Source organism: Pseudomonas sp. BIC9C (assembly GCF_034541995.1).
GTDB classification, from domain to species: domain Bacteria; phylum Pseudomonadota; class Gammaproteobacteria; order Pseudomonadales; family Pseudomonadaceae; genus Aquipseudomonas; species Aquipseudomonas fluorescens_CC.
This window is the reverse complement of record NZ_JAWDGM010000001.1, coordinates 1,051,429-1,074,787: the sequence shown is the minus strand read 5'-3', so window position 1 is coordinate 1,074,787 and position 23,359 is coordinate 1,051,429. Positions and strand designations below refer to the sequence as shown.

25 protein-coding genes and 1 pseudogene are annotated in these 23,359 nt (G+C 59.9%); 18 read left to right on the top strand and 8 right to left on the bottom strand.

The annotated features are described in order from the left end of the window. Positions 1-176 precede the first annotated feature (176 nt). A complete protein-coding gene (fadD1, locus tag RS887_RS05130) occupies positions 177-1,877 on the top strand; it encodes a long-chain-fatty-acid--CoA ligase FadD1 (RefSeq protein WP_111279916.1) in 1,701 nt (566 codons plus the stop codon). A 170-nt stretch (positions 1,878-2,047) separates the two neighbouring features. Here the strand turns inward: fadD1 and RS887_RS05125 are convergent, their stop codons facing one another. Further along, entirely contained in the window at positions 2,048-2,425 is a 378-nt protein-coding gene (locus RS887_RS05125; RefSeq protein WP_322614622.1) for a hypothetical protein, read from the bottom strand. Between the two features lie 356 nt (positions 2,426-2,781). On the opposite strand from RS887_RS05125, the gene RS887_RS05120 reads away from it, so the two are divergent. Then, on the top strand, positions 2,782-3,738 hold the full coding sequence (locus RS887_RS05120) for a YihY/virulence factor BrkB family protein (RefSeq protein ID WP_111279918.1): 957 nt from the start codon (positions 2,782-2,784) through the stop codon (positions 3,736-3,738). A 2-nt stretch (positions 3,739-3,740) separates the two neighbouring features. After that, a complete protein-coding gene (def, locus tag RS887_RS05115) occupies positions 3,741-4,280 on the top strand; it encodes a peptide deformylase (protein ID WP_322614621.1) in 540 nt (179 codons plus the stop codon). Between the two features lie 131 nt (positions 4,281-4,411). On the opposite strand, the gene RS887_RS05110 is transcribed toward def, so the two are convergent. Then, positions 4,412-4,828 carry a GNAT family N-acetyltransferase gene (locus RS887_RS05110; RefSeq protein ID WP_322614620.1) on the bottom strand — a complete coding sequence of 139 codons (417 nt, stop codon included), beginning with the start codon at positions 4,826-4,828 and terminating at the stop codon, positions 4,412-4,414. A gap of 329 nt (positions 4,829-5,157) precedes the next feature. Here RS887_RS05110 and RS887_RS05105 point away from each other — a divergent pair, with 329 nt between their 5' ends. From RS887_RS05105 to RS887_RS30490, 6 genes and pseudogenes are all read left to right on the top strand, one after another. After that, complete coding sequence (locus RS887_RS05105; RefSeq protein WP_322614619.1) at positions 5,158-6,099, top strand: fatty acid desaturase; 942 nt, start codon at positions 5,158-5,160, stop codon at positions 6,097-6,099. 143 nt (positions 6,100-6,242) lie between these two features. Beyond that, positions 6,243-7,034, top strand: a complete 792-nt coding sequence (locus RS887_RS05100; RefSeq protein ID WP_416339937.1) for a phosphate/phosphite/phosphonate ABC transporter substrate-binding protein — start codon at positions 6,243-6,245, stop codon at positions 7,032-7,034. A 176-nt stretch (positions 7,035-7,210) separates the two neighbouring features. After that, positions 7,211-7,759, top strand: coding sequence for a sigma-70 family RNA polymerase sigma factor (locus RS887_RS05095; protein WP_322614617.1), 549 nt, complete (start codon positions 7,211-7,213; stop codon positions 7,757-7,759). After that, positions 7,756-8,769, top strand: coding sequence for an ABC transporter substrate-binding protein (locus RS887_RS05090; protein WP_322614616.1), 1,014 nt, complete (start codon positions 7,756-7,758; stop codon positions 8,767-8,769). Before RS887_RS05095 ends, RS887_RS05090 begins: the two co-directional genes overlap by 4 nt. 572 nt (positions 8,770-9,341) lie before the next feature. Then, positions 9,342-10,112: pseudogene (locus RS887_RS30495) on the top strand (PAS domain-containing protein); the annotation flags it as partial. 9 nt (positions 10,113-10,121) lie between these two features. Continuing rightward, complete coding sequence (locus RS887_RS30490; RefSeq protein WP_416339948.1) at positions 10,122-10,661, top strand: methyl-accepting chemotaxis protein; 540 nt, start codon at positions 10,122-10,124, stop codon at positions 10,659-10,661. A gap of 208 nt (positions 10,662-10,869) precedes the next feature. Here the strand turns inward: RS887_RS30490 and RS887_RS05080 are convergent, their stop codons facing one another. From RS887_RS05080 to RS887_RS05070, 3 genes are all read right to left on the bottom strand, one after another. Continuing rightward, on the bottom strand, positions 10,870-11,508 hold the full coding sequence (locus tag RS887_RS05080; RefSeq protein ID WP_322614614.1) for a glutathione S-transferase: 639 nt from the start codon (positions 11,506-11,508) through the stop codon (positions 10,870-10,872). 179 nt (positions 11,509-11,687) lie between these two features. Then, positions 11,688-12,194 carry a hypothetical protein gene (locus tag RS887_RS05075; protein WP_322614613.1) on the bottom strand — a complete coding sequence of 169 codons (507 nt, stop codon included), beginning with the start codon at positions 12,192-12,194 and terminating at the stop codon, positions 11,688-11,690. Between the two features lie 186 nt (positions 12,195-12,380). After that, entirely contained in the window at positions 12,381-13,412 is a 1,032-nt protein-coding gene (locus RS887_RS05070; protein ID WP_322614612.1) for a LacI family DNA-binding transcriptional regulator, read from the bottom strand. Positions 13,413-13,627: 215 nt separating this feature from the next. Between RS887_RS05070 and RS887_RS05065 the strand changes: the two genes are divergently transcribed. Both RS887_RS05065 and RS887_RS05060 read left to right on the top strand, forming a co-directional pair. Continuing rightward, positions 13,628-14,161 (top strand): gluconokinase, encoded by a 534-nt coding sequence (locus tag RS887_RS05065; RefSeq protein ID WP_322614611.1) that lies wholly within the window; start codon positions 13,628-13,630, stop codon positions 14,159-14,161. Positions 14,162-14,242: 81 nt separating this feature from the next. Beyond that, positions 14,243-15,595 (top strand): GntP family permease, encoded by a 1,353-nt coding sequence (locus RS887_RS05060; protein ID WP_111279930.1) that lies wholly within the window; start codon positions 14,243-14,245, stop codon positions 15,593-15,595. Between the two features lie 281 nt (positions 15,596-15,876). Here RS887_RS05060 and alaC read toward each other — a convergent pair whose 3' ends face one another. Beyond that, positions 15,877-17,088 (bottom strand): alanine transaminase, encoded by a 1,212-nt coding sequence (gene alaC, locus RS887_RS05050; RefSeq protein ID WP_322614610.1) that lies wholly within the window; start codon positions 17,086-17,088, stop codon positions 15,877-15,879. Between the two features lie 137 nt (positions 17,089-17,225). Here alaC and RS887_RS05045 point away from each other — a divergent pair, with 137 nt between their 5' ends. The 3 genes from RS887_RS05045 (at position 17,226) to RS887_RS05035 (ending at position 19,027) form a co-directional block, all read left to right on the top strand. Continuing rightward, positions 17,226-17,888: a LysE family translocator gene (locus RS887_RS05045; RefSeq protein WP_322614609.1), complete on the top strand. Its 663-nt coding sequence runs from the start codon at positions 17,226-17,228 to the stop codon at positions 17,886-17,888. Positions 17,889-17,954: 66 nt separating this feature from the next. Beyond that, on the top strand, positions 17,955-18,440 hold the full coding sequence (locus RS887_RS05040; RefSeq protein WP_322614608.1) for a GyrI-like domain-containing protein: 486 nt from the start codon (positions 17,955-17,957) through the stop codon (positions 18,438-18,440). A gap of 98 nt (positions 18,441-18,538) precedes the next feature. Further along, the gene (locus RS887_RS05035; protein ID WP_322614607.1) at positions 18,539-19,027 is read left to right on the top strand and encodes an N-acetyltransferase; all 489 of its coding nucleotides are present in this window, start codon (positions 18,539-18,541) and stop codon (positions 19,025-19,027) included. Between the two features lie 151 nt (positions 19,028-19,178). Here RS887_RS05035 and RS887_RS05030 read toward each other — a convergent pair whose 3' ends face one another. Then, positions 19,179-19,664 carry a GNAT family N-acetyltransferase gene (locus RS887_RS05030; protein ID WP_322614606.1) on the bottom strand — a complete coding sequence of 162 codons (486 nt, stop codon included), beginning with the start codon at positions 19,662-19,664 and terminating at the stop codon, positions 19,179-19,181. Positions 19,665-19,805: 141 nt separating this feature from the next. Here RS887_RS05030 and RS887_RS05025 point away from each other — a divergent pair, with 141 nt between their 5' ends. The 3 genes from RS887_RS05025 to RS887_RS05015 all read left to right on the top strand — a co-directional run bounded on the left by RS887_RS05025 (position 19,806) and on the right by RS887_RS05015 (position 21,879). After that, positions 19,806-20,231: a YybH family protein gene (locus RS887_RS05025; RefSeq protein ID WP_322614605.1), complete on the top strand. Its 426-nt coding sequence runs from the start codon at positions 19,806-19,808 to the stop codon at positions 20,229-20,231. A gap of 66 nt (positions 20,232-20,297) precedes the next feature. Beyond that, the gene (locus RS887_RS05020; protein WP_008022845.1) at positions 20,298-20,642 is read left to right on the top strand and encodes a YciI family protein; all 345 of its coding nucleotides are present in this window, start codon (positions 20,298-20,300) and stop codon (positions 20,640-20,642) included. A gap of 1 nt (position 20,643) precedes the next feature. Continuing rightward, on the top strand, positions 20,644-21,879 hold the full coding sequence (locus RS887_RS05015; protein WP_322614604.1) for an RNA polymerase sigma factor: 1,236 nt from the start codon (positions 20,644-20,646) through the stop codon (positions 21,877-21,879). An 82-nt stretch (positions 21,880-21,961) separates the two neighbouring features. On the opposite strand, the gene RS887_RS05010 is transcribed toward RS887_RS05015, so the two are convergent. Beyond that, positions 21,962-22,816: a LysR family transcriptional regulator gene (locus tag RS887_RS05010; protein WP_322614603.1), complete on the bottom strand. Its 855-nt coding sequence runs from the start codon at positions 22,814-22,816 to the stop codon at positions 21,962-21,964. Positions 22,817-22,906: 90 nt separating this feature from the next. Here RS887_RS05010 and RS887_RS05005 point away from each other — a divergent pair, with 90 nt between their 5' ends. Next, entirely contained in the window at positions 22,907-23,341 is a 435-nt protein-coding gene (locus tag RS887_RS05005; RefSeq protein ID WP_322614602.1) for a multidrug/biocide efflux PACE transporter, read from the top strand. Positions 23,342-23,359: the final 18 nt, after the last annotated feature.

Sequence of the window (23,359 nt, the reverse complement as noted above, 5' to 3'; positions counted from 1 at the left end):
ACAATTGTGACCGTATGGGCCGCTTTTGGCTCTAGTCGACCCTTTGCAAAGCTGCTACTCTCGGCGCGCTTTGTGACTTCTCGGCCTTCTATCAGCCAGATTCACCAATGGCCAAACACCAATAATAATCGCATCAAATGCGGTGCTGAATTCGCGTTGCTGAGGAGTGGGCTTCCATGATCGAAGACTTTTGGAAGGATAAGTACCCAGCCGGGATTGCTGCCGACATCAATCCCGACGAGTATCCGAATATTCAGGCAGTGTTGAAGCAATCCTGCCAACGCTTCGCCAACAAGCCGGCATTCAGCAACCTGGGCAAGACACTCACGTACGGTGAACTGTACGAGTTGTCCGGTGCGTTTGCCGCTTACCTGCAACAGCATACCGATTTGCAGCCCGGCGATCGAATCGCCGTGCAACTGCCCAACGTGTTGCAGTACCCGGTTGCCGTTTTCGGCGCCATCCGCGCCGGGCTGATCGTGGTCAACACCAACCCGCTCTACACCGCGCGGGAAATGGAACACCAATTCAACGACTCCGGTGCCAAGGCCCTGGTCTGCCTGGCCAACATGGCACACCTGGCCGAAACCGTGGTGCCGAAAACCGGCGTCAAGCACGTGATCGTCACCGAAGTCGCTGACCTGCTGCCGCCGCTCAAGCGCTTGCTGGTCAACAGCGTCATCAAGTATGTGAAGAAAATGGTGCCGGCCTATCACTTGCCTAAAGCCGTCAGGTTCAACGACGTGCTGAGCAAAGGCCTGGGCCAGCCAGTGGCGGAAGCCAACCCGGCCAACAGCGATGTCGCGGTGCTGCAATACACCGGCGGCACCACCGGCGTGGCCAAGGGCGCGATGCTGACCCACCGCAACCTGGTGGCGAACATGCTGCAGTGCAAGGCGCTGATGGGTTCCAACCTCAATGAAGGTTGCGAGATCCTGATCACGCCGCTGCCGCTGTACCACATCTATGCGTTCACCTTTCACTGCATGGCAATGATGCTGGCGGGCAACCACAACATCCTGATCAGCAACCCGCGCGACCTGCCGGCGATGGTCAAGGAACTGTCGAAGTGGAAGTTCAGCGGCTTTGTCGGTTTGAACACACTGTTCGTGGCCCTGTGCAACAACGAAGGTTTCCGCAAGCTGGACTTCTCCGCGCTGAAAGTCACCTTGTCGGGTGGCATGGCCCTGCAGCTGGCCGCGGCCGAACGCTGGAAAGCGGTGACCGGTTGCGGCATCTGCGAAGGCTACGGCATGACCGAAACCAGCCCGGTGGCGACGGTGAACCCGATTCAGCACATCCAGGTCGGCACCATTGGCATTCCGGTGCCGTCGACCCTGTGCAAAGTCATCAACGATGCCGGTGTCGAGCAGCCGCTGGGTGAAATCGGCGAACTGTGCGTGAAGGGCCCGCAAGTCATGAAGGGTTACTGGCAGCGCCAGGACGCCACCGACGAGATCCTCGACAGCGAAGGCTGGTTGAAGACCGGTGACATCGCGCTGATTCAGCCCGATGGCTACATGCGCATTGTCGATCGCAAGAAAGACATGATCCTGGTTTCCGGTTTCAACGTGTACCCGAACGAGCTCGAAGACGTGCTGGCTACCCTGCCGGGCGTACTGCAGTGCGCGGCCATCGGTGTGCCGGACGAAAAGTCGGGCGAGGCGATCAAGATTTTCATCGTTGCCAAGCCGGGCGTGACCCTGACCAAGGAACAGGTGATGGAGCACATGCGCGCCAACGTCACCGGCTACAAGGTCCCGCGCTCCGTGGAGTTCCGCGATGCACTGCCGACCACCAACGTCGGCAAGATCCTGCGTCGTGAATTGCGTGATGAAGAGTTGAAGAAGATCAACGCGAAGAAAGCCACCGCGTAATCAACAAAAAGCCCCGCAAATGCGGGGCTTTTTGTTGGTCGGCTGGCAACACCGATCCTCTGTAGGAGCGAGCATGCTCGCGAAAAACCTCCAGACTACGCGTTCATTCAGGCAGCCCGCGTCATCGTTGACGTCCATCGCGAGCCAGCTCGCTCCTACAGGAATGATGGTTATTGGCGAAACGGCGCGAAGTTGACGTTGGTGCCCGCCGGGCGCATGTCCTGCAGGAAGGAGTCCTTGTCGGCGCTCAGTTCCAGGCTCAATGCAGCCTTGCGCTTGCCTTCATTGCGCACCACCAGGCCTTCGAGCTTCTCGCGCAGGAACACGGTCGGCACTTTCAGGTGCAGCAGCTCGTCGGTGTCCGGCGTGTGCATCAGCAGGTGAACCCACTCGTATTGACCCACGGCCAGGCGCGATACCGGGATGTCGAACCACCAGATATTGCGGTTACGGTTCAATTCGGTGAAGTGGCAGTTGTTGACGCCAAGCACAGCACCGCCGAGCTCCTGGTTTCTGCGGGCAATGGCCTGCTTTTTATCGAGTTTCATAACATTCCTACGGGATTGGATCTTCAGCGCCATGGCCTGAATGTGTTGCGCATTCTCAGGGGTTGGCCCGCAAACATAAAGCGCAACCTGCACTGAGCGATGAAATGTCGTGGTGGAAATAAATGAAACGCCCTGCAAAAGCCCCCGGTCAACCTTACGAAACGACTTTTCCTCCCATTGAAATGCCTTTAATAAAAGAAGAAGCGGTCATCCCCGGATGGCCATTTTTGTGTCAGCCTGAACTTGCACACTGAATTTGTTTCAAAGTCGCCAACTGGGCTACCTTGGTGAAGGAAACGGCCCCCAGAGTCGCCACGACTTCAATCCAAATGCGTATGCGGCGAATGGAGACGCTAATGATTTTTCCGGACATGAGAGGCTTGCCCCTGCACCGTGTGATGATGCGCACGGTCACCGAGTTCGTCGCCGACGAGATGTCGACCTATGCCTCGGCGCTGGCCTATCAAATGCTGTTTTCGCTGTTTCCGTTCATTCTGTTTCTGATTGCCCTGATCGGCTTCCTGCATCTGCCCGACTTCTTCTCCTGGCTACGCCTGCAATCGGAACTGGTATTGCCGCCCCAGGCACTGGAACAGGTCAACCCGGTGATCGACCAGCTTCAGCAATCCAAGGGTGGGTTGCTCTCGGTGGGGATCGTGATTGCGCTATATACCGCCTCCGCTGGTGTGCGGCTGATGATGAGTGCGATGAACGCTGCCTACGACGTGGTCGAAGGGCGCCCGCTGTGGAAACGCTTTCCGTTGTCGATCATCTACACCGTCGGCATTGCCGGCATGCTGCTGATCGCCGCCGCACTGATGGTGCTCGGGCCGCAGGTGATGGAGTGGATCGCTGCGCAAGTCGGCCTTGAGTATTTTATCGTCACGCTCTGGACCATCGCGCGCTGGCCGGTGATCGTGATTCTGATGATGGTCGCGGTGGCGTTGATCTACTACGTCATGCCCGATGTCAAACAGGAGTTTCGCTTCATCACCCCAGGCTCGGTGCTGGCGGTGGTCGTGTGGATCATCGCCTCCCTGGGCTTCGGCCTGTACGTCAAGGAGTTCGCTAACTACAACGCCATGTATGGCAGTATCGGCGCAATCATCGTGCTGTTACTGTACTTCTACATTTCCGCCGCGGTGCTGTTGCTGGGCGCAGAGATGAACGCGGTGATCGAACACATGTCGCGAGACGGCAAGGACCCTGGCGAAAAAGTGGCTGGCGAGCATGGTCCCGTCCATGAGGAAAAACACCACGTGTCGGGACTGGGGCGCGATCACTCACACAAACCGACCATTGATGAAACCTGATCATGATTCGTGAAATTCTGAAAATGGGCGATGAGCGCCTGCTGCGCGTTGCCCCGCCAGTACCGGCCGAGATGTTCGACAGCCCCGAGCTGTGGCAACTGATCGATGACATGTTCCAGACCATGGAAAGTGTGGGAGGCGTTGGCCTGGCTGCTCCGCAGATCGGTGTCGACCTGCAACTGGTGATCTTCGGTTTCGAGCACAGCGAGCGTTATCCGGATGCCGAGGCTGTGCCGCAGACGATCCTGATCAACCCGTTGATCACACCGCTGAGCCCGACCCTGGAGGAGGGTTTCGAAGGCTGTTTGTCCGTACCGGGCCTGCGCGGCGCGGTGCAGCGTTACCAGCAGATTCGCTACGAAGGCGTCGACCCCAAGGGCGAGCCCATCGTGCGCATTGCTTCGGGGATTCACGCACGGGTGGTGCAGCATGAATGCGATCACCTGATCGGCCGCCTATACCCGTCGCGAATCACCGACTTCAGCAAGTTTGGCTTCACCGAGGTGATGTTCCCGGACCTGGACCCCAACGCGGACGACTAGATCACTGCAAAACCCTGTGGGAGCGAGCTTGCTCGCGATAGCGTCGTGTCAGTCAGCATCAATGTTATCTGTCACACCGCCATCGCGAGCAAGCTCGCTCCCACATTGGATCTCCAACTGGCTTGAGTAAGTTAAACGCCTGGGTCCAGCCCCATCGCAATCATCGGCTTGCTGCGTGCGTATCGGCTCAAGCGTTCAACCATCGCGTAAGGCATCGGCGGATCGAAAGTAAAGCCGCGACGCTCATAAAACCCCCGCAAATCCGGATGACAGAACAGCCACACCGGCAGTTCGCAATCCTTCACCGCTGCGGCAATCAACCCGGCGGCAAGCCCTTGTTCGCGACACCCCGGATCGACAAACAACCCGGTCAGCCAATGCCCACCGGACACCGGACGCAAACACAGCGCGGCAACAATCCGGTCACGCCGGGCCACCCACAACTGCGCGTCGCGCACGGCTTTCATCGACGATTGGTGAGCGCGGTAGAACTTGTTCATCAATGGCCATAACGGCTCGTCGAGCAAGGTGTATTGGGTGTCGGGCATGGTTTTCGACTGTCGGTATGCAAAGCGGGCGATTATAAAAGAACACACGCGCCGGGATAGGTGTATACCTGATTTCACATCCCTGTGAGTGGAGTACGCATCATGTCCAAAGGTATGGATTCAAAGAAAGCGGCAAAAAAGAAACCGGTGAAAACCGCCATTGAAAAGCGTGCGGACAAGAAAGCCAAAAAGGTCGGCGTATTCGGTCACTGATCCCGCGTTGATTGATCGCTCCCATGCAACATGGGAGCGATCCTCCTGAAAATAATCTGCAGGATTTCCCAAGGCCATTGCACAGAAGGGGACTGGTCCCCGATCTGAGCAACGCCATGCCCCATTACTTCGATAGCGCCCACCAACTAGAAATCGAAACCCTGCGTCGACGCTTCACCGCACGCACCGAATGGCCGACCTGGTTGCTGCTGATCGGCGTGTATGGCGGCTGGTTTGGCATCGTGCTGAACAGCCATCGGCTGGGATTGTGGTGGAGCACGCTGTTGCTGATCCCCTTGCTGGTGCTGTGGTTGTCCGTGCAACACGAACTGCTGCACGGTCATCCCACGCGCTGGCCAACCCTGAACAAAATCCTTGGCTACGCGCCGTTTGCCGTTTGGTATCCGTACACCTTGTATCGCGATAACCATTTGCAGCATCACCGCGACGAGGACCTGACGATCCCCGGTCGCGATCCGGAAAGCCGTTACCTGAGCGCCGAGCAGTGGCAGGGCGGTTCACGGCTGGTGCGCAGCCTGCACTGGCTGAACAAAACCGTGCTCGGCCGCTTTGCTTTTGGCGCGCCGCTGGCCTTGCTGACACTGGCCCGTGAAGAACTGCAGCGTCTGACAGCCGGTGAGCGCCAAGCCTGGCTGATGTGGCTGAGTCACGGCGCTATGACCGGGTTGATGCTGCTGTTCATCGCACGCTTGAGCGTATTGCCGGTTTGGCATTACCTGTTTTTGATCAGTGTGCCAGCGCTGTCGATCGCCATGATTCGCTCCTACTATGAACATCGACCTCAGGCGGCGCCGGAACAGCGTACCGTGCTCAATGAAGCCGCCTGGCCGTGGCGCTGGTTGTTCCTGAACCTCAATTTCCACCTGGTGCATCACGAGTTGCCGGGCTTGCCCTGGTACGACTTGCCCCGCGCCTACAGGGCCCGCCGCGAGCAATGGTTGGCGCGCAGTGGTGGATTCTTGGTGCGGGGGTATGGGCAGCTGTGGCGTGAACATGGCGTGAAGGCCATCGACAGCCCGAGGCATCCGTTTCACTGATTTGTTGCTACCAACTGAGTTCCCCTGTGGGAGCGAGCTTGCTCGCGATGGCGTCGTGTCAGTCAACATCCATGCAATATGTCACACCGCTATCGCGAGCAAGCTCGCTCCCACAGGGGGGGCTTGTTACATGGAAAACTACGATGACCCAACACATCGCCGAACTACTGATGTACACCGCCCCCGACCCCATCCACCAGGCCAACGAACGCTGGCTGGCGCGCATCCTCGAGCACTTGGGCGAAACCCGCCGTGATGCCGAAGGCCTGTCACTGGCGGACCTGTGGTTGTCGCCGCACCTGCTGCTCACGCAAACCTGCGGTTATCCGCTGATGACGGCATTACGCGGCAAAGTCCGGGTGCTGGGGCGCCCTCGTCATGAACTGCCGGACAGCAGTGGCGGCAATCACTGCAGCCTGATCCTGGGACGCCTCGAAGATGCACGGCGAACCCTGCCGGAGTTTCGCGACAGCCGAGGCGTGATCAATGGCCAGGACTCCAACAGCGGCATGAATTTGCTGCGCCACCGGTTGGCGCCGTTGCAACGTGACGGGCGGTTTTTTGCGCAGGTCGGTATCAGCGGCAGCCATCGCGAAAGTCTGCGCTGGTTGCGCGAAGACCTGGCCGATCTGGCGGCCATCGACAGCGTGACCTTTGCCTATCTGGCGCGCCACGCTGCGGACGAAGTGGCCGGTTTACGCGTGATCACTCGCAGTGCGTTCAGCCCGACGTTGCCCTACATCACGTCAGCCACCGTCAGCGATCAGCACGCTGAAGCGCTATTGCAGGCGATGAATCAAGCGCTTCGTGAGTTGCCTGACGTCGCCGAAATCCTCGGCTTGCCTGAGGTGTTGCCGGCTAGCGAAAGCGACTATCAGGTGGTGCTCGACTATCAGCGTGAAGCCGAGACGTTGGGGTATGGGGTTTTGCGATAAGGCCTGAGTGTTGGGTCGACAGATCCATTCTTTCGCGAGTAAGTGATTTTTAATTCCGTAAATGAATATAAAAATAAGTTTTAAGTATTATTAATGAATAAGGCTCCTTGCTAGGATTCGCCTCACCGGACCACCGGACCACCGGACATTCAGCGACCCCTAACCCAGGAGCCCCTATGTCCGGCGCCGATATTCTTCATCGCAAACACGTGGACGGACTGTTCCGCGCTCACTACCACTGGCTCTGCACACGCCTGCGCCAGTCTCTGAACGATGTCGCCGGTGTCGAAGACATTGCCTGCGAAACCTTCGTGCAACTGCTCGAAGCCCCTGGCCTGACGGCAATCCGTGAACCCCGTGCCTTGCTCACCACCATCGCCCGGCGCCTGCTCTATCAGCGTTGGCGCCGAGGTGATCTGGAGCGCCAATATCTACAGCAACTGCAACAGGCCGGGCCGACCCACGCCGAATCGCCCGAGGCGCTGGCCCAGTTGTCCCAGACCCTGACCCGTGTGGAGCGCAGTCTTCAGCGGCTGCCCGGCAAAGTGCGCTCGACCTTCCTGCTGTCGCGGATCGACGGCCTGACCTATCCGCAAATTGCCGCTGCGCTGGGCATCTCGCTACGTTCGGTCAGCGACTACATGACCCGTTCCCAGGCCCTGTGCGACCGGCACAGCGCCAATCAATCCCTGAACCGTCCACTCCAGAACAAGAGGTCCGCATGAGATCGATCAAAACCCTGCTCGGCAGTTCGTTGCTGGCCCTGAGCCTGTTGTCCCACCCGGCCTCGGCCACGGAAAAAGCCGCACCCATTCACTTCGGCGACATCACCTGGGAAAGCGGCAGCCTGATCACCGAAATCCTGCGTCTGATCGTTGAGAAAGGTTACGGCTACCCGACCGACACACTGCCGGGCAGCACCGTCAGCCTTGAAGCGGCGCTGGCCAAAAACGATATCCAGGTCATCGGTGAAGAGTGGGCCGGACGCAGCCCGGCCTGGGTCAAGGCTGCCGCGGAGGGCAAGGTGTTCGGCCTCGGCGATACGGTCAAAGGCGCCACCGAAGGTTGGTGGGTGCCGGAGTACGTGATCAAGGGCGATCCCGAGCGCGGCATCAAGCCGTTGGCCCCGGAGCTGAAATCCGTTGCTGATCTGGCGAAGTACAAGGACGTGTTCCGCGACCCCGAAGACCCGAGTCGCGGACGCTTCCTCAACAGCCCGACCGGCTGGACCTCGGAAATCGTCAACAGCCAGAAACTCAAGGCTTACAACCTGACGGCCAGCTACGTCAACTTCCGCACGGGGTCCGGTGCTGCACTGGATGCCGAGGTGGCGTCGTCGATCCGCCGTGGCAAACCGGTGCTGTTCTACTACTGGTCGCCGACACCGCTGCTGGGGCGCTTAAAACTGGTGAAACTAGACGAACCGCCGTTCGACGCCGACGCCTGGAAAACCCTGGCCGATGCCAACAACCCGAATCCCAAAGGCACGCGCTCGATGCCGGCCAGCCTGGCCATCGGCGTATCGGCACCGTTCAAGGCGCAATACCCGGACCTGGTGACGTTCTTTGAAAAGGTCGACCTGCCGATTGATCTGCTGAACCAGACCTTGGGCCAGATGAGTGAAAAGCGCCAGAAACCCCGTGAAGTCGCCGAAGCGTTTTTGCGTGAGCAGCCGCAGGTGTGGAAGGGCTGGGTGCCGGGGGAGGTGGCGACCAGGGTGAGTGCCAGCTTGTAGTTTTTTGATATCTGGAAGGTTGCCATCGCGAGCAAGCCCGCTCCCACGTTGGATCTTTGATGTCCACAAGCCTTGTGGTCACCGCCGATCCCCTGTGGGAGCGGGCTTGCTCGCGATTGGTCTGAAGTCTTGCGCCAATTCGGCGGCCGGCGCCGCTTTAACCGCCGGCCGCTGAACCGATTTTGTCCTCAATAGTGGCCGACTAGTGGCCTTGCAAGCCCAAGGTTGCTGTCTATGATCAAGTGTAACCAACTATGTCGACCGCCATGAGGTGGTCGATGTCTGGCCGCAAGAGTGCGCAATCGAAGGCACCGACACTTGATGACAAGGAGCTGTTCGCTAAATGGAATTTGTCTTGAATCTGTTAGGGCTGGCCCGCATGCGGGCTATCAAGAGAAGGATGTCTTGATGAGAGTGTCGCAATAGGGACCCTTCCGATCGAACATCATTTATCACCTGACCAGTCCTTCTTTTTGGAGGGATGCGTGTGCCTGTCCTGCGGAACGCAGTGGTGGATTTGAAAGACCTGCAACTTTCATCAATCAAGAAATCGCGCGAAAGGTGATACAACAATGTTCAACCTACATCACAAGGCTGACCTGCTGGAAATCGAACGATTCAGCTGCGCGCTGACCGAGGCCAACGCCAGGTTGGCGGCGATCGGTCGTTCGATGGCGATGATTGAATTCACCCCGGACGGCATCGTCATCGATGCCAATGAAAATTTTTGCAGTGCCATGGGTTACAGCGCCGAAGAAGTGCGCGGCAAGCATCACCGGATCTTTTGTGAAGAGCAGTATTACCGCAGCGATGACTACACCCGGTTATGGCGCGACCTGGCGCGGGGCGAACCGCTGAGCGGGACCTTTTTGCGCTTGCACAAAAGCGGCCGGGAGATCTGGCTCGAAGCCAGCTACATGCCGGTGCTGGGCCCCGACCGGCAAGTCAAGAGCGTGATCAAGGTCGCCACCGACATCACCGCCCGGGTCAACAAGGAGCGCGAAAGCGAAAGCCGGCTCGCCGCGATCAGCCGCTCCATGGCCGTGATCGAATTCACGCCCGAAGGCAAGGTCATCAGCGCCAACGAAAACTTCCTGAAAACCATGCAGTACTCGCTCAACGAAGTGGTGGGGCAGCATCACAGCCTGTTCTGCCACCGTGCCGAAGCCGAGTCCCAGGGTTACCGGAATTTCTGGGCGTCACTCAACCGCGGCGAATACCACTCCCATCGTTTCGAGCGCCGAAACAAGCAGGGGCAGACCCTATTCCTCGAAGCGTCCTACAACCCGTTGTTCGACGCCAAGGGGCGGTTGTACAAAGTGGTCAAGTTTGCCAGCGACATCACTCACCAGATGACCACCCTGCAAACCGCCGCCGAATCGGCCCACAGCACCTCAGTGCAGAACGACGCCTGTGCCCGCAAGGGTTCCGAGGTGGTGCAACAGACGGTGCAGATCATCCAGGACATTTCCCGGGACTTGAACGAAGCGGCACTGAGTATCGATGCCGTGAGCAAACAGTCCGACATCATCGGCACCATCGTGCAGACCATCCGCGGCATTGCCGATCAGACCAACCTGCTGGCGCTCAACGCGGCGATTGAAGCGGCACGGGCCGGTGAGCACGGGCGCGGGTTTGCGGTGGTGGCCGATGAAGTGCGCAGCCTCGCGGCGCGCACCAGTCAGGCGACGCTGGAGATTGTCGAGGTGGTGCGCAAGAACCACGATTTGTCGCTCAGCGCGGTGTCGAGCATGCAATCGAGCCTGAGTCGAACCGGCCTGGGCGTGGAACTGGCGAACGAGGCGGGGGAAGTGATCCTGGAAATCCAGCAGGGCTCGCGCCACGTGGTGGATGCAATCAGTCAGTTCAATTCGACGTTGCAACTGAACTGATCGCAGCGCTCTTGGGTTCATCGCGAGCTCGCTCCTACAAAAAAACGCAGACCCACTGTAGGAGCGAGCTTGCTCGCGATGGTCGATAACGATAACGCGTGTTTTCTGGCTTAACGCGGTGCTCTTGAGTCCATCGCGAGCGAGCTCGCTCCTACAAAAAAGCATCGATTAAAGCGAGGCGGGGGACTTGTCGACCACCTGCGGCCATTCAAGGCAAGCCGTTGCAGCATTGCTTCAGGAAACCACGGTGTTGCGCCAGGCGTTTGAAATACTCATCGACGGCGGGGTAGTCCGGACGCTCGATCGGGGTCATCAGCCAGCGGTTGACCGACAGGCCGATGACGATGTCGGCCAGGGTAAACCGTGGTCCGGCGACATAGGCCTTGGTGGTCGCGAGTTGATGTTCGAGGATGCCCATCATCTGGTTCCAGCCGCGGACGCCGACTTCGAGGCGATGGGCGTCCTGGAACTCCGGGTCCTTACGCACCAGCGCCATGAAGGCATAACTCCACGATGGATTGAGCTCGGTGGCTTGCCAGTCCATCCATTGCTCCACCCGGGCGCGTGCCGCCGGTTCAGTGGGCAGCAACTCGTTGTGATGATGGTGGTGTTTGCCGGCCAGGTAACGGCAGATGGTGTTGGACTCCCACAGCACACCGGCGTCGTCGATGATCACCGGCACCTTGGCGTTGGGGTTGAACCGGAGGAACTCGGGGCTGTGGGTGGACGCGAAGCCGCTGCCCCAGTCCTCGCGTTCGTAGGCAATACCCAGTTCTTCGCAGGTCCACAGGACTTTTCTGACGTTGATGGACGAGGCTTTACCCAGAATCTTCAGTGTGTGTTCCATAGAGCTACTCCGTTAGCGAATGGGTGCGCTACGGGAATCTAACAGTGTGCCTGCCACAGGGCGACATACGTTGCTCTAAAAGGTTAGTTGAAATCCGGTCGCATGGGCGCCTTGATCGTTCCCACGCTTCGCGTGGTAATGCCTCAACTGACGCCCCGCGTTCTGCTCTTGATTGGACTTCAGGCGCTTGGCCGAGCCTGGTTGCCCGGCAACAGGTCGGTCCAGATCGGGGACGAACAGGCACTGGGGATGTGCGGATAGAGGACCGGTTGCCTGATGATCCAGCCCTGAAGCCGTTGGTCGGTGTACACCGGAGTTGATTCAATGCACTCGCCCTTGGGCGCCACTTTGGCTTGATCCACTGACACAAACAGTGGTCCGGGCAGGTCAAACACCGTCCGGGACTGGCTTACAACACCCGTGTCCTTGTGGGCGAAACAGCTGTTTCTGCGTCCGCTCAGGTCGGTTGTCATGACCCCGGCTGCTTCCAGGCTCGCATGCCAAACGTTCATTACAACGGCTGGCCCCTCGGCTTTCGGGTGAGCGGCAAGGCAGTTTTTGATTGCCGGCATGAAACGAGGATCGCTCAGCAACTGCGTCCAGTCGTTCGGCTCCGAGGCTTGTGCCTGAATCGTTTGGCCGAGCGAGAAGGTCAGCACGCCGGTCAGGAAAATCGCTTTGTGCATAGGAATATCCGCGAGAAAAAAGTTTGCGGATTTTGCACTCGACACTCGGGTCGTGGAGGGTAAATGATGTTTCGAAATGCGGATCAGCGAATCGTGGCGGCTTTCCCTGTGGCGAGGGGGCGGTTCGGCGTTCCGGCAAGCCCCCTCGCCACATTTTCCCTTGCCTGACTGAATTGATGCAGGTGCTTACGTACTCTCGCGCACCTTCAACTCAAACCCCATGTCCTGCACCGGCCTGGCCACGCTATTGCCGGCCATCAGCGTGAGCATCTGCTCCGCCGCACGTCGGCCGATGGCCTCGCGCGGGGTGTTGATGCTGCTCAGGCGCGGGACCATGTGTTCGGACATGGGCAAATCGTTGAAGCCGAGGATCGCCACCTGCTCGGGAATCCTGATGCCATTGCGCATGGCTTCGAGCAACGCGCCCTGGGCCAGGTCGTCGTTGCCGAAGAAGATCGCATCGACATCGGGATGACTGGCGAGCAGTTGCAGGAACAGTTCTCCGCCCAGGCCGACCGAAGACGAGCGTGGCGTCAGCACTTCCAGGTCGGGGTCATACAGGCCGGCCTTTTGCAGGGCCTTGCGGAACCCTTCGCCGCGCAGCAAGGTGCGTTGATCCAGTTGCGCGCCGATGTAGGCCAGACGCTTGCGCCCGCGAGACAGCAAGTGTTCGGCGGCTGTTTCGCCGGCCGCCAGTTGTGAAAAGCCAACGCAATTGAGCCCGGCTGCACTGTCCAGCTCCATCATGTACACGCAGGGAATATTGCTGGCTTCGATCATCCGCCGTGAACTTTCGGTGCGGTCGAAACCGGTCAGCAACAAGCCACGCGGCTGATAGGCCATGTAATTGCGCAGCAGGTTTTCTTCTTCATCGCGCGAATAGTGGAAATTGCCGATCAGCACTTCGAATCCCTTGGGCCGCAGGACCTGATGAATGGCTTCCAGGGTGTCGATGAACAGCAGGTTGGACAGCGACGGCACCAACACCACGACTGATTGACTCTGGGCCGAGGCCAGGGCACGGGCGGCAGGGTTGACGACATAGTTGAGTTCCAGCGCCGCTTTCTGCACTTTTTCCACCAGTTCGGTGGCCACGGTGCTGACGCCCCGCAGGGCGCGGGAAGCGGTAATCGGGCTGACGCCGGCCAGTCGGGCAACTTCGTTGAGGGTAGGGCGGCCAGTGGTGCGGGTATTTTTATCGTTCTTGGTTGTGTTCATCGATGGCTTGCCAAACAAAATTCAAGGCACTAAGGTAGCGCTGTCTCGATGCAGCTGCAAATGCGTGAGCGGGGGTTCGCCTGATCCTCGCTTTTTGGTGTTGGGACTTAACCTGCTGCAACCCACAAAATGACAAGAAAGGCGTCGGCAACTCCTGCTTTTGGTCTAGTGTCATAACTGGCAAAGGTAGCGCTGTCTGCGCGCTGAGGTGTTACATGAATCATCCCATCACCGCCCTGGTCATCATGGGCGTTGCCGGTTGCGGCAAGACGTGCGTCAGCGAAGCCCTGTGCCAACTGAGCGGCGCCACTGCCATTGAAGGCGACTCTTTCCACCCTGCCGCCAATATCGAAAAGATGAGCGCGGGGATCCCCCTGAACGACGAAGACCGCGCCGGCTGGCTCGACAGCCTGTGCGATGAACTGCGCCGTGTCGACGCCAAGGGCGAGCGCCCGGTGCTGACCTGTTCGGCGCTCAAACACATCTATCGCGAACGCCTGCGCAGTGCCTTGCCGGGCCTGGGCTTCGTGTTCCTGGAACTGACTCCCGAAGTGGCCGCCGACCGTGTGTCCCATCGACCGGGCCACTTCATGCCGTCGACCCTGATCGCCAGCCAGTTCGCCACCCTCGAATCGCCCAAGGGCGAACCGTTGACCCTGGCGCTGGATGCTTCGACCCATAGCGTCGAGCAACTGGCTGCCCAGGCTCATGTCTGGTGGCTGGCGAACGGCCTGAAACAGGCGGTATGAGTGTGCTTGCAAAGACAGCGCTGTCCTTCCGACTTCTGATCAACCCGCTTTAATAACAACAACAACCAGGAGACACCCCCAATGTTTGGCATGTCCCACGAGACGTTCCTGCTGCTCGATGCAGTGGTCACGGTGATCGGGCTTATCGTCCTGATCACCAAGTTCAAGTTCCATCCGTTCATTGCCCTGACCATTGCCGCCGCTTTCCTCGGGCTCACCTCCGGCATGCCGATCGGTACCATCATCAAGGCATTCCAGGACGGCTTCGGTGGCGTACTCGGCTTTGTCGGCATCATCCTCGCGCTGGGCACGATGCTCGGCAAAATGATGGCCGAATCGGGCGGTGCGGATCAGATTGCGCAGACGTTGATCCGCGCCTTCGGCAAGGACAAGGTGCAGTGGGCGATGATGTTCGCCGCGTTCCTGGTCGGCATCCCGCTGTTCTTCGAAATCGGCTTCGTGTTGCTGATTCCGTTGGTGTTCATCGTCGCCCGCCGCACCGGCGTGTCGATCATCAAGATTGGTATTCCACTGCTGGCGGGTCTGTCCGCGGTACACGGCCTGGTGCCACCGCACCCGGGTCCGTTGCTGGCCATCGGCGTGTTCGGTGCCGACATCGGCAAGACCATTCTCTACGGTCTGATCGTGGCGCTGCCGACGGCTATCATTGCCGGTCCTATCTTCGGTACCTTCATTGCCAAGCACATCCCCGGTCATCCGAATCAGGAGCTGGTGGATCAACTGGCGCGCGAGTCGGATTCCGCCGATCTGCCGAGCTTCGGCATCACCCTGGTCACCGTGCTGTCGCCGGTGTTCCTGATGTTGCTCAAGACCTTTGCCGACGTGGTGCTGCCGGACGGCAACTTCTTCCGCACCTTCATGGACCTGATCGGTCACCCGATCTCGGCGCTGCTGCTGGCGTTGCTGCTGTCGCTGTACACCTTCGGCCACAAGCAGGGCATCGGTTCCCAACAGATCCTGAAATGGCTGGATGCGAGCCTGGCGCCGACCGCCGCGATCATCCTGATCATCGGTGCCGGTGGTGGCTTCAAGCAGATGCTGGTGACCAGCGGCGTGGGTGACGTGATCGGCCATATGGCGGTGGCCGCGCAGATCTCGCCGATCCTGCTGGCCTGGCTGGTGGCGGCGGTGATTCGTATCGCAACCGGTTCGGCGACCGTGGCGACCATTACCGGCGCTGGCATCGTGGTGCCGGTGGTGGGGATGATTCCAGGTGTGAACCGTGAGCTGCTGGTACTGGCCACCGGTGCCGGTTCGTTGATCCTGTCTCACGTCAACGACGCCGGTTTCTGGCTGGTCAAGCAATACTTCAACATGACCGTGGCGGAAACCTTCAAGACCTGGACCGCGATGGAAACCATCCTGTCGGTGGTGGGCCTGGGCTTTATCCTGCTGTTGTCGTTGTTCGTTTAAGCGTTTCGCCAGACACAAAAAAACCGCAGCGATGCGGTTTTTTTGTGTCTGATGCAAACCTCTGTAGGAGCCGGCTTGCTGGCGATGCAGGCGACTCGGTTCAACGTCAAACCGAGTCGAAGCGATCGCCAGTAAGCCGGCTCCTACAGGTTCTAAACAGCAGCGCAAGACAAATGTGGGAGCGGGCTTGCTCGCGAATGCGGTGCGTCAAACAACATCTTCGTTGAATGACACACCGCTTTCGCGAGCAAGCCCGCTCCCACAGTGTTTTGTGTAGGGTGTCAGGATTTGGTTACGAGCCCATCCGCCCGGAACATCCCGCGAATCCCGCGTACGGCCTGACGAATCCGGTCCTGGTTTTCGATCAGCGCAAAGCGCACGTGATCATCGCCGTACTCGCCAAACCCGACGCCCGGCGAGACACACACCTTGGCCTCGGCCAGCAGTTTCTTGGCGAACTCCAGCGAGCCCAGGTGCGCATAAGCCTCGGGAATCTTCGCCCAGACGTACATCGACGCTTTCGGGTTTTCGACCATCCAGCCCAGCTCATGCAGGCCTTTGACCAGCACGTTGCGTCGCTGCCGGTACTGCTCGGCGATGTCGCGCACGCATTGCTGATCGCCTTCCAGCGCGGCAATTGCCGCCACTTGCAGCGGGGTGAAGGTGCCGTAGTCGTGGTAGCTCTTGATCCGCGCCAGGGCGTTGACCAGTTCCGGGTTGCCGACCATGAAGCCGATGCGCCAGCCAGCCATGTTGTAGCTCTTGGACAGGGTGAAAAACTCCACCGCAATGTCCTTGGCGCCCGGCACTTGCATGATCGACGGGGCTTTCCAGCCGTCGTAGACGATGTCGGCGTAGGCCAGGTCGTGGACCACCAGTACGTCGTACTGCTTGGCGAGGGCGATCACCCGTTCGAAAAAATCCAGCTCCACGCACTGGGCGGTGGGGTTGGACGGGAAGCCGAGAATCATCATCTTCGGTTTCGGGATCGAGCCGCGAATCGCCCGCTCCAGTTCGGCGAAGAAATCCACGCCAGGAATCAGCGGCACCGACCGCACCTGGGCGCCGGCAATCACGGCACCGTAGATGTGAATCGGGTAGCTCGGGTTCGGTACCAGCACGGTGTCGCCCTGATCCAGGGTGGCCAGCATCAAATGCGCCAGGCCTTCCTTGGAACCGATGGTGACGATGGCTTCGCTTTCCGGGTCGATGTCGACCTCATAGCGATCCTTGTACCAATTGGAGATCGCCCGGCGCAGGCGCGGAATCCCTTTGGAGGTGGAGTAACCGTGGGTGTCTTCGCGTTGGGCCACCGTCACCAGTTTTTCGACGATGTGCGGCGGCGTGGCGCCGTCGGGGTTGCCCATGCTCAAGTCGATGATGTCTTCGCCACGACGACGGGCGGCCATCTTCAGCTCGGCAGTGATGTTGAACACGTAAGGGGGGAGTCGATCGATGCGCGCAAAGCGGCGCGGCGAACCTTGTTCGGCCATTGTTGCCTCGGATAACGTAAGCGCCCGGAACCGTCCGAGCGACGCAGGTCAGCGGTGACCTGTGACGGAATGTACGGGCAGCTGTGGCAGACTGTCCAGCCTCCATGTAAACAAATTTTTCCGAAGGAATTGGGTCGATGGAATTTTCCAGTGGCTTCTTGCTGAGCCTTTCACTGTGCCTGGATATCGGCGTAGCCAACATCGCAATGATCACCCTGGCCATGCAACGCGGTTATTTCCAGGGCTTTGCGCTGGGCCTCGGCACCTGCGTCGGCGACCTGATCTACGCGGTACTGGCGCTGGCCGGCATGACCGTGTTGCTGCAGTACGAAAGCGTGCGCTGGGTGCTGTGGATCGGTGGCTCGGCGCTGCTGGTGTACTTCGCGGCGAAGATGATCCATTCGGCGATTCACCACGAGGCGTTGCTGGCGCAATCGGCCGAGGTGGGGCACAACTCCCATCGCAAGGAGTTCTTTCGCGGGATTTTCCTGGCCATGTCGTCGCCCAGTGCGATTCTCTGGTTCGCCGCGGTGGGTGGCACGCTGATCGCCCGTTCCGGTGGCGGTGGTGCCCTCAGCTCGGCGCTGTTTCTCGGCGGTTTTCTTTGCGCGGGGATTCTCTGGTGTGTCGGGCTGTGCTTTGCCGCGAGCCACGGCGGCAAGTTGCTCGGCGACAAATTGCTGCGTTACTCCTACATGGCATCGGCGGCGATTTTCTGCTATTTCGCGGTCTACGTGATTTTATCTGGCTATAACGAGTTCGTCGGCGCCGCCGCCGTCGAGCAGCTGCACGCACTGTAATTGGGCGAATCGGGTTTGGCTTCTATACTCCGAGCCGAACCCACTTTTAAGCGCAGGAGTAGAGTCATGGATGAGCAAACAAGCGTCGAGGTGACGGAGCCCCGATTCGAACACGGACACTTTCTGCTGATCGCAGGACTTGGCGGACGATTTACCCAAGAGACGGTAAAAGGCATTCCCGAACTCTGGGATAAATTCATTCCCCACATCGGCAATGTTCCGGGACAGAAGGGCGAAGTGACCTACGGCGTCTGCTGTAATTTCGACGGCAAGGGCGGCTTCGATTACATCGCTGGCGTCGAGATCAGCAAACTCGACGACTTGCCGGAAACGTACCGCTGGGTAGAAGTTCAGCCTCAGCAGTACGTGGTGTTCGAGCACAAGGGACCGCTGGACACCCTGCCGCAAACCTTTCAGTACATCCATGGTACGTGGCTGCCGCAGTCCGGCCACGAGCTGTTGGCGGCCCCGGAGTTCGAGCGCTACAGCGAAGACTTCAACCCCAGGCTCAATACCGGCAAGCTGGAAATCTGGTTGCCGATCAAGGCATGACACCGGCAGCGGGAGGCGGATCAGCCGATTCGTCTCTCGATGTCCCACGGCGGCTGATTTATGATCCCCAGCCTTTCCCACGCTGATCCCGAGCTGCCATGAACACCGTCATCCGCAACGTCACCCCAGCCGATCTTGACCGCTGCTTTGCCATCGAAACCCTTGCCTATGAAGGTGACGAAGCCGCCACCCGCGAGAAGATCGCCACCCGCATCGCCACCTGGCCCGAGGGTTTTATCGTCGCTGAAGTGGGCGGGGCAGTGGCCGGTTTCATCAATTCCGGGGCGGCGTATCAGGTGGAAATGTCGGACGAGGCGTTCAAGGAACTGATCGGCCACGACCCGGCCGGGCCGCACGTGGTGATCATGTCGGTGGTGGTGCACCCGGATTATCAGGGGCAAGGCCTGGCCAAGCGCCTGATGGGCGAGTTCATCGAACGCATGCGTGCGATGGGCAAGGTCAGCATCAACCTGATGTGCAAGGAACGACACATTCCGTTGTACGCCGGGTTCGGTTTTGCCTACGTCAAACCCTCGGCGTCCGACCATGGCGGCATGGCGTGGCATGAGATGGTGCTGGAACTCTAAACCCAGCACAGATCCCCTGTGGGAGCGGGCTTGCCCGCGATGACGGCATCACATTCAACAAAAATGTCGACTGTCAGACCGCTTTCGCGGGCAAGCCCGCTCCCACAGGTTCGGCGTTGTGTTAGAAAAATCGGTTGCGACTATCGAGCGTTCAAAACACCAGCCCCATCCGCCGCTCATAGCCGATCCGGCCCTTGTACGCCTCGCCGCTGTCGACAAAGCCAAACCGGGCATACAGAGCGATGGCCGCCTCGTTGTCGGCATCCACCGACAACTCCAGCCCTTTGATTTCCGGCCAGGCCCGGCGCGCCGCCTCGGGCAGCGCCTGCAGGCAGGCCTTGCCGTAGCCTTTGCCCTGAGCGCGTTGATCGACTTGCAGTGCATGCAGGGTGGCGCTGTGTTCATCGGCCCAGGCCGGCAACACCGGAGGGCGCTTGAGCAGCAGAAACGCAACGGGCACACCCTCAGCCAGCAGGGCGAATCCCTTCACACCGGGGCCGGGTCGGGACAGCAGGGTGTGCAGGGCGCCGTGGATATCACCGGAGAACCTGATTTGCTGCGGATGCACTTCGATGGCCTCGACCTGTTGGCGCTGCTGCGTATTCAGGCTTTCATAAGGCACGAGTCGGGCTGTCACGGGAGTGTCCTTTTTCCTGCATGAATGAATCCCGGATTCTAGCGAGTCTGGCCGTTTGGATTATTTTTATTTCACCTGTCGATTTGCCGGATCGCCGGACGACTAAGGGTGTCTTCACTATAAAAACCACGGAGAACCACCATGAACTCGCAAACCCAGATCCAGAACCTCATCGAGAACTATCGTCAGGCGGTCATGGCCAAGGACATTGAAAAAGTCATGGCCCTGTATGCCGATGACATCGTCTCCTTCGACGCGGTCAAGGCCCTGCAATTCAAAGGCAAGCCGGCGTATCGCGCGCATTGGCAGGCCTGCATGGAAATGTGCCCCGGCCCGCACATCTTCGAATTCCACGAAGTCACCATCGAGCCGTCCCAGGAAATCGCGTTCGCTCACTGGCTGGCACATTGCGGTGGCACCAACGACAAGGGCGAAACCCAGTCCTGCTGGATGCGCGTCACCGCCTGCTATCGGCAGGAAGCCGGGCTGTGGCAGATTGTCCACGAACATTGGTCGGCGCCGTTCGACATGACCAGCGGCGCGACGCTGTTCGACCTCAAGCCCTGATCGTCGGGAAGCCGAGCCGGAATGCCAATCAGCGACCATAGTTGATCGTTCGATAAGGAGAGCGTGATGAAGTATTTATGCCTGGTCTACAGCGATGAGCATCTGCTGCATTCGCTACCGGAAAGCCCGAAGGACGAAGAGTGCATGGCCTACGCCGAGTCGATCCAGGGCAGCGGCCGGATGGTCGCCGCCGAGGCGCTGGAGTCGGTGCAGACCGCCACCACGGTGCGCATGCGCAACGGCAAGCTGTCGATCACCGACGGCCCGTTCGCTGAAACCAAGGAGCAACTGGCCGGCTTCTACCTGATCGATGCCAAGGACCTCAACGAAGCCATCCAGGTCGCCGGGAACATTCCGGCGGCCCGGGTCGGCAGTGTCGAAGTGCGCCCCGTTCGGCAGTTGAATCCTTAAGATGCCAGGGCTGCCGGTTCAGGCGCAGGTCGAGCGGGTCTATCGCGAAGAGTCGCGGCGCATACTTGCGACCCTGATTCGTTTGCTGGGGGATTTCGACCTCGCCGAAGAGGCCTTGCACGAGGCGTTTTTCATCGCGGTCGAACGCTGGCAGCGTGATGGCGTGCCGGACAATCCGCGGGCCTGGCTGGTGTCCACCGGGCGCTTCAAGGCCATCGATGCCTTGCGTCGGCGTGCGCGTTTTGCCGCGTCGCAGCCCTTGTTGATCGAGCAACTGGAGGCGCTGGAACAGGCCGACTGGAGTGTTGAAGACGTGGAAGACGATCGCCTGCGGCTGATCTTCACTTGCTGCCACCCGGCCCTGGCGGCGGATGCGCAAGTGCCGTTGACGCTGCGGGAAGTCTGCGACCTGACCACGGAAGAAATCGCCCGGGCCTTTCTCTCGGCCCCGACCACCATCGCCCAGCGCATCGTGCGTGCCAAGGCGAAGATCCGCGACGCGAAAATCCCTTATCAAGTGCCGACGCTGGCTGAGTTGCCCGAGCGCCTGGACAGCGTATTGCGGGTGATTTACCTGGTGTTCAACGAGGGCTACTCGGCGTCCGTCGGGGCCGAACTGATCCGCGAGGAGCTGACCCGCGAGGCGATCCGTCTCGGCCGGTTACTGGTGGAGTTGTTGCCGGAGCCGGAGGTGGTGGGCTTGCTGGCGTTGATGCTGTTGCACGAGTCGCGCCGCCCGGCCAGGACCTCGGCGAGCGGCGAGCTGATTGTGCTGGATGAGCAAGACCGTTCGCTGTGGGACGCCGGGTTGATCACTGAAGGCTGCGCGCTGATCGAAAAGGCGCTGAGCATGGGGCGATTCGGACCCTATTGCCTGCAAGCGGCCATCGCGGCGGTGCATGCCGAAGCCCCGGCAGCGGGGGAAACCGATTGGCCGCAGATTGTCGGTCTGTATGACGTGCTGCTGCGAGCGGTGCCGTCGCCGGTGATCGAGTTGAATCGGGCGGCGGCGATTTCGAAACGGGATGGGCCACTGGCGGGGCTTAGGTTGGTGGACGCCATTCTGGAACGGGGAGAACTGCTCGATTACCACCTGGCGCATTCGGCACGGGCGGAATTTTGTCGGCAACTGGGCCGCAAGCAAGAAGCGCGGGCAGCGTGGGGGCGGGCACTGGCGTTGACCCGGCAAGAGCCGGAGCGGCGGTTTATTGAAGGGCGGCTCAAGGCGTTGGAGTAATGTGATCTTACTGGCCTCTTCGCGAGCAAGCCCGCTCCCACAATGACCTGTGGGAGCGGGCTTGCTCGCGAAGGCCGCACCACTATTCCAGCATCTTGCCCAACAACCAGCTCCCCGCCGGCCCCGGTGGATTCAGCCGTGACCACAGCGCATCCACCGACACCGTTTTCGGCCAGCCGCGCACCACCAGTTCCTGCAATGTGCCAGGCCCGAATCGCTCCACCAGCCAGCGGGGCAGCGGCGCCCAGCCGAATCCGCCCTGGGCCATTTCCAGCAGCATCAGATAACTCGGCGCCGACCAGACGCGGCCCTTCGCCCGACTTTCATAGGGATTGATGATGGTGGCCAGACGCAGCTCGCGGTGCTGCTGCAGGGCGTCCTGATCGACGTAGTCCAGCGTCGCCAAAGGGTGTGTGGGGGACACGAACAAGGCGATTTCCGTGCGCTCGTCCACCGTCGAACTGACCAGGTCCGGCGGGTAGCTGTCCTGCATTTCGGCGAAGGCAATCTGCGCCCGGCCGCTTTGCACCAGGGACACCAGGTCATCGCATTCGGCGATCAGGCATTCGAGTTCCAGGTCCGGGTAACGCTGCTCGAAGGCGCTGAGGGCGGCTTCGAAGCGGTCCGACTGATAGGTATCGGACAGCGCCACCGTCAGCTTCGCTTCCACCCCTTGGGACAGTTGGCTGGCGGTCATTTCCAGGCGACTGGTGGCGGCCAGGATGTCCTCGGCCCGTTGCAGCATGACGTGCCCGGCCGGGGTCAGTCCGGGCTTGCGGCTGCTGCGGTCGAACAGGGTCAGGTTCAAGTCGATTTCCAGGCTGGCCACCGCCGCGCTGATGGTCGACTGACTGCGGCCCAGCTTGCGCGCTGCGGCGGAAAACGAGCCTTGGGTCGCGGCTTCGACAAACGCCAGCAACACTTCGTGAGAGGCCATGAACTATCGCCTTGATCGATGGTTATTGGTTATGAAGTATCGGTGTGATGACGGATCATGGCAACCACAGTCACTCAAGGGAGTTCGGCCATGAGCGCCAACAAGTCCATTACAGAACGTATTTTCCAGGCCATCGGTTTCGAACTGTTGGCCATCCTGATCTGTACCCCGTTGCTGGCCTGGATCATGAAAAAACCGATGCTGGAAATGGGCATGGTCACCGTCCTCATCGCCGCTCTGGCCCTCGCCTGGAACGTGGTCTTCAACGGCTTGTTCGACCGCCTGCTCAAGCGCTTTGCCATCGTGCACAACGCCTGGGTCCGCGTGGTGCATGCGCTGTTATTCGAAGGCGGGCTGGTCGCCCTCGGGGTGCCGCTGATTGCCTGGTGGCTGAAGGTCAGCCTGTGGCAGGCGTTCCTGCTGGATATCGGTGTGCTGCTGTTCTTCCTGCCGTACACCTACGTCTATCACTGGGTGTATGACGTGGTACGCGAGCGGATGGTGATGGCTCGCGAGGTTTGCTAAGAACTGTTTTTGTGGCGA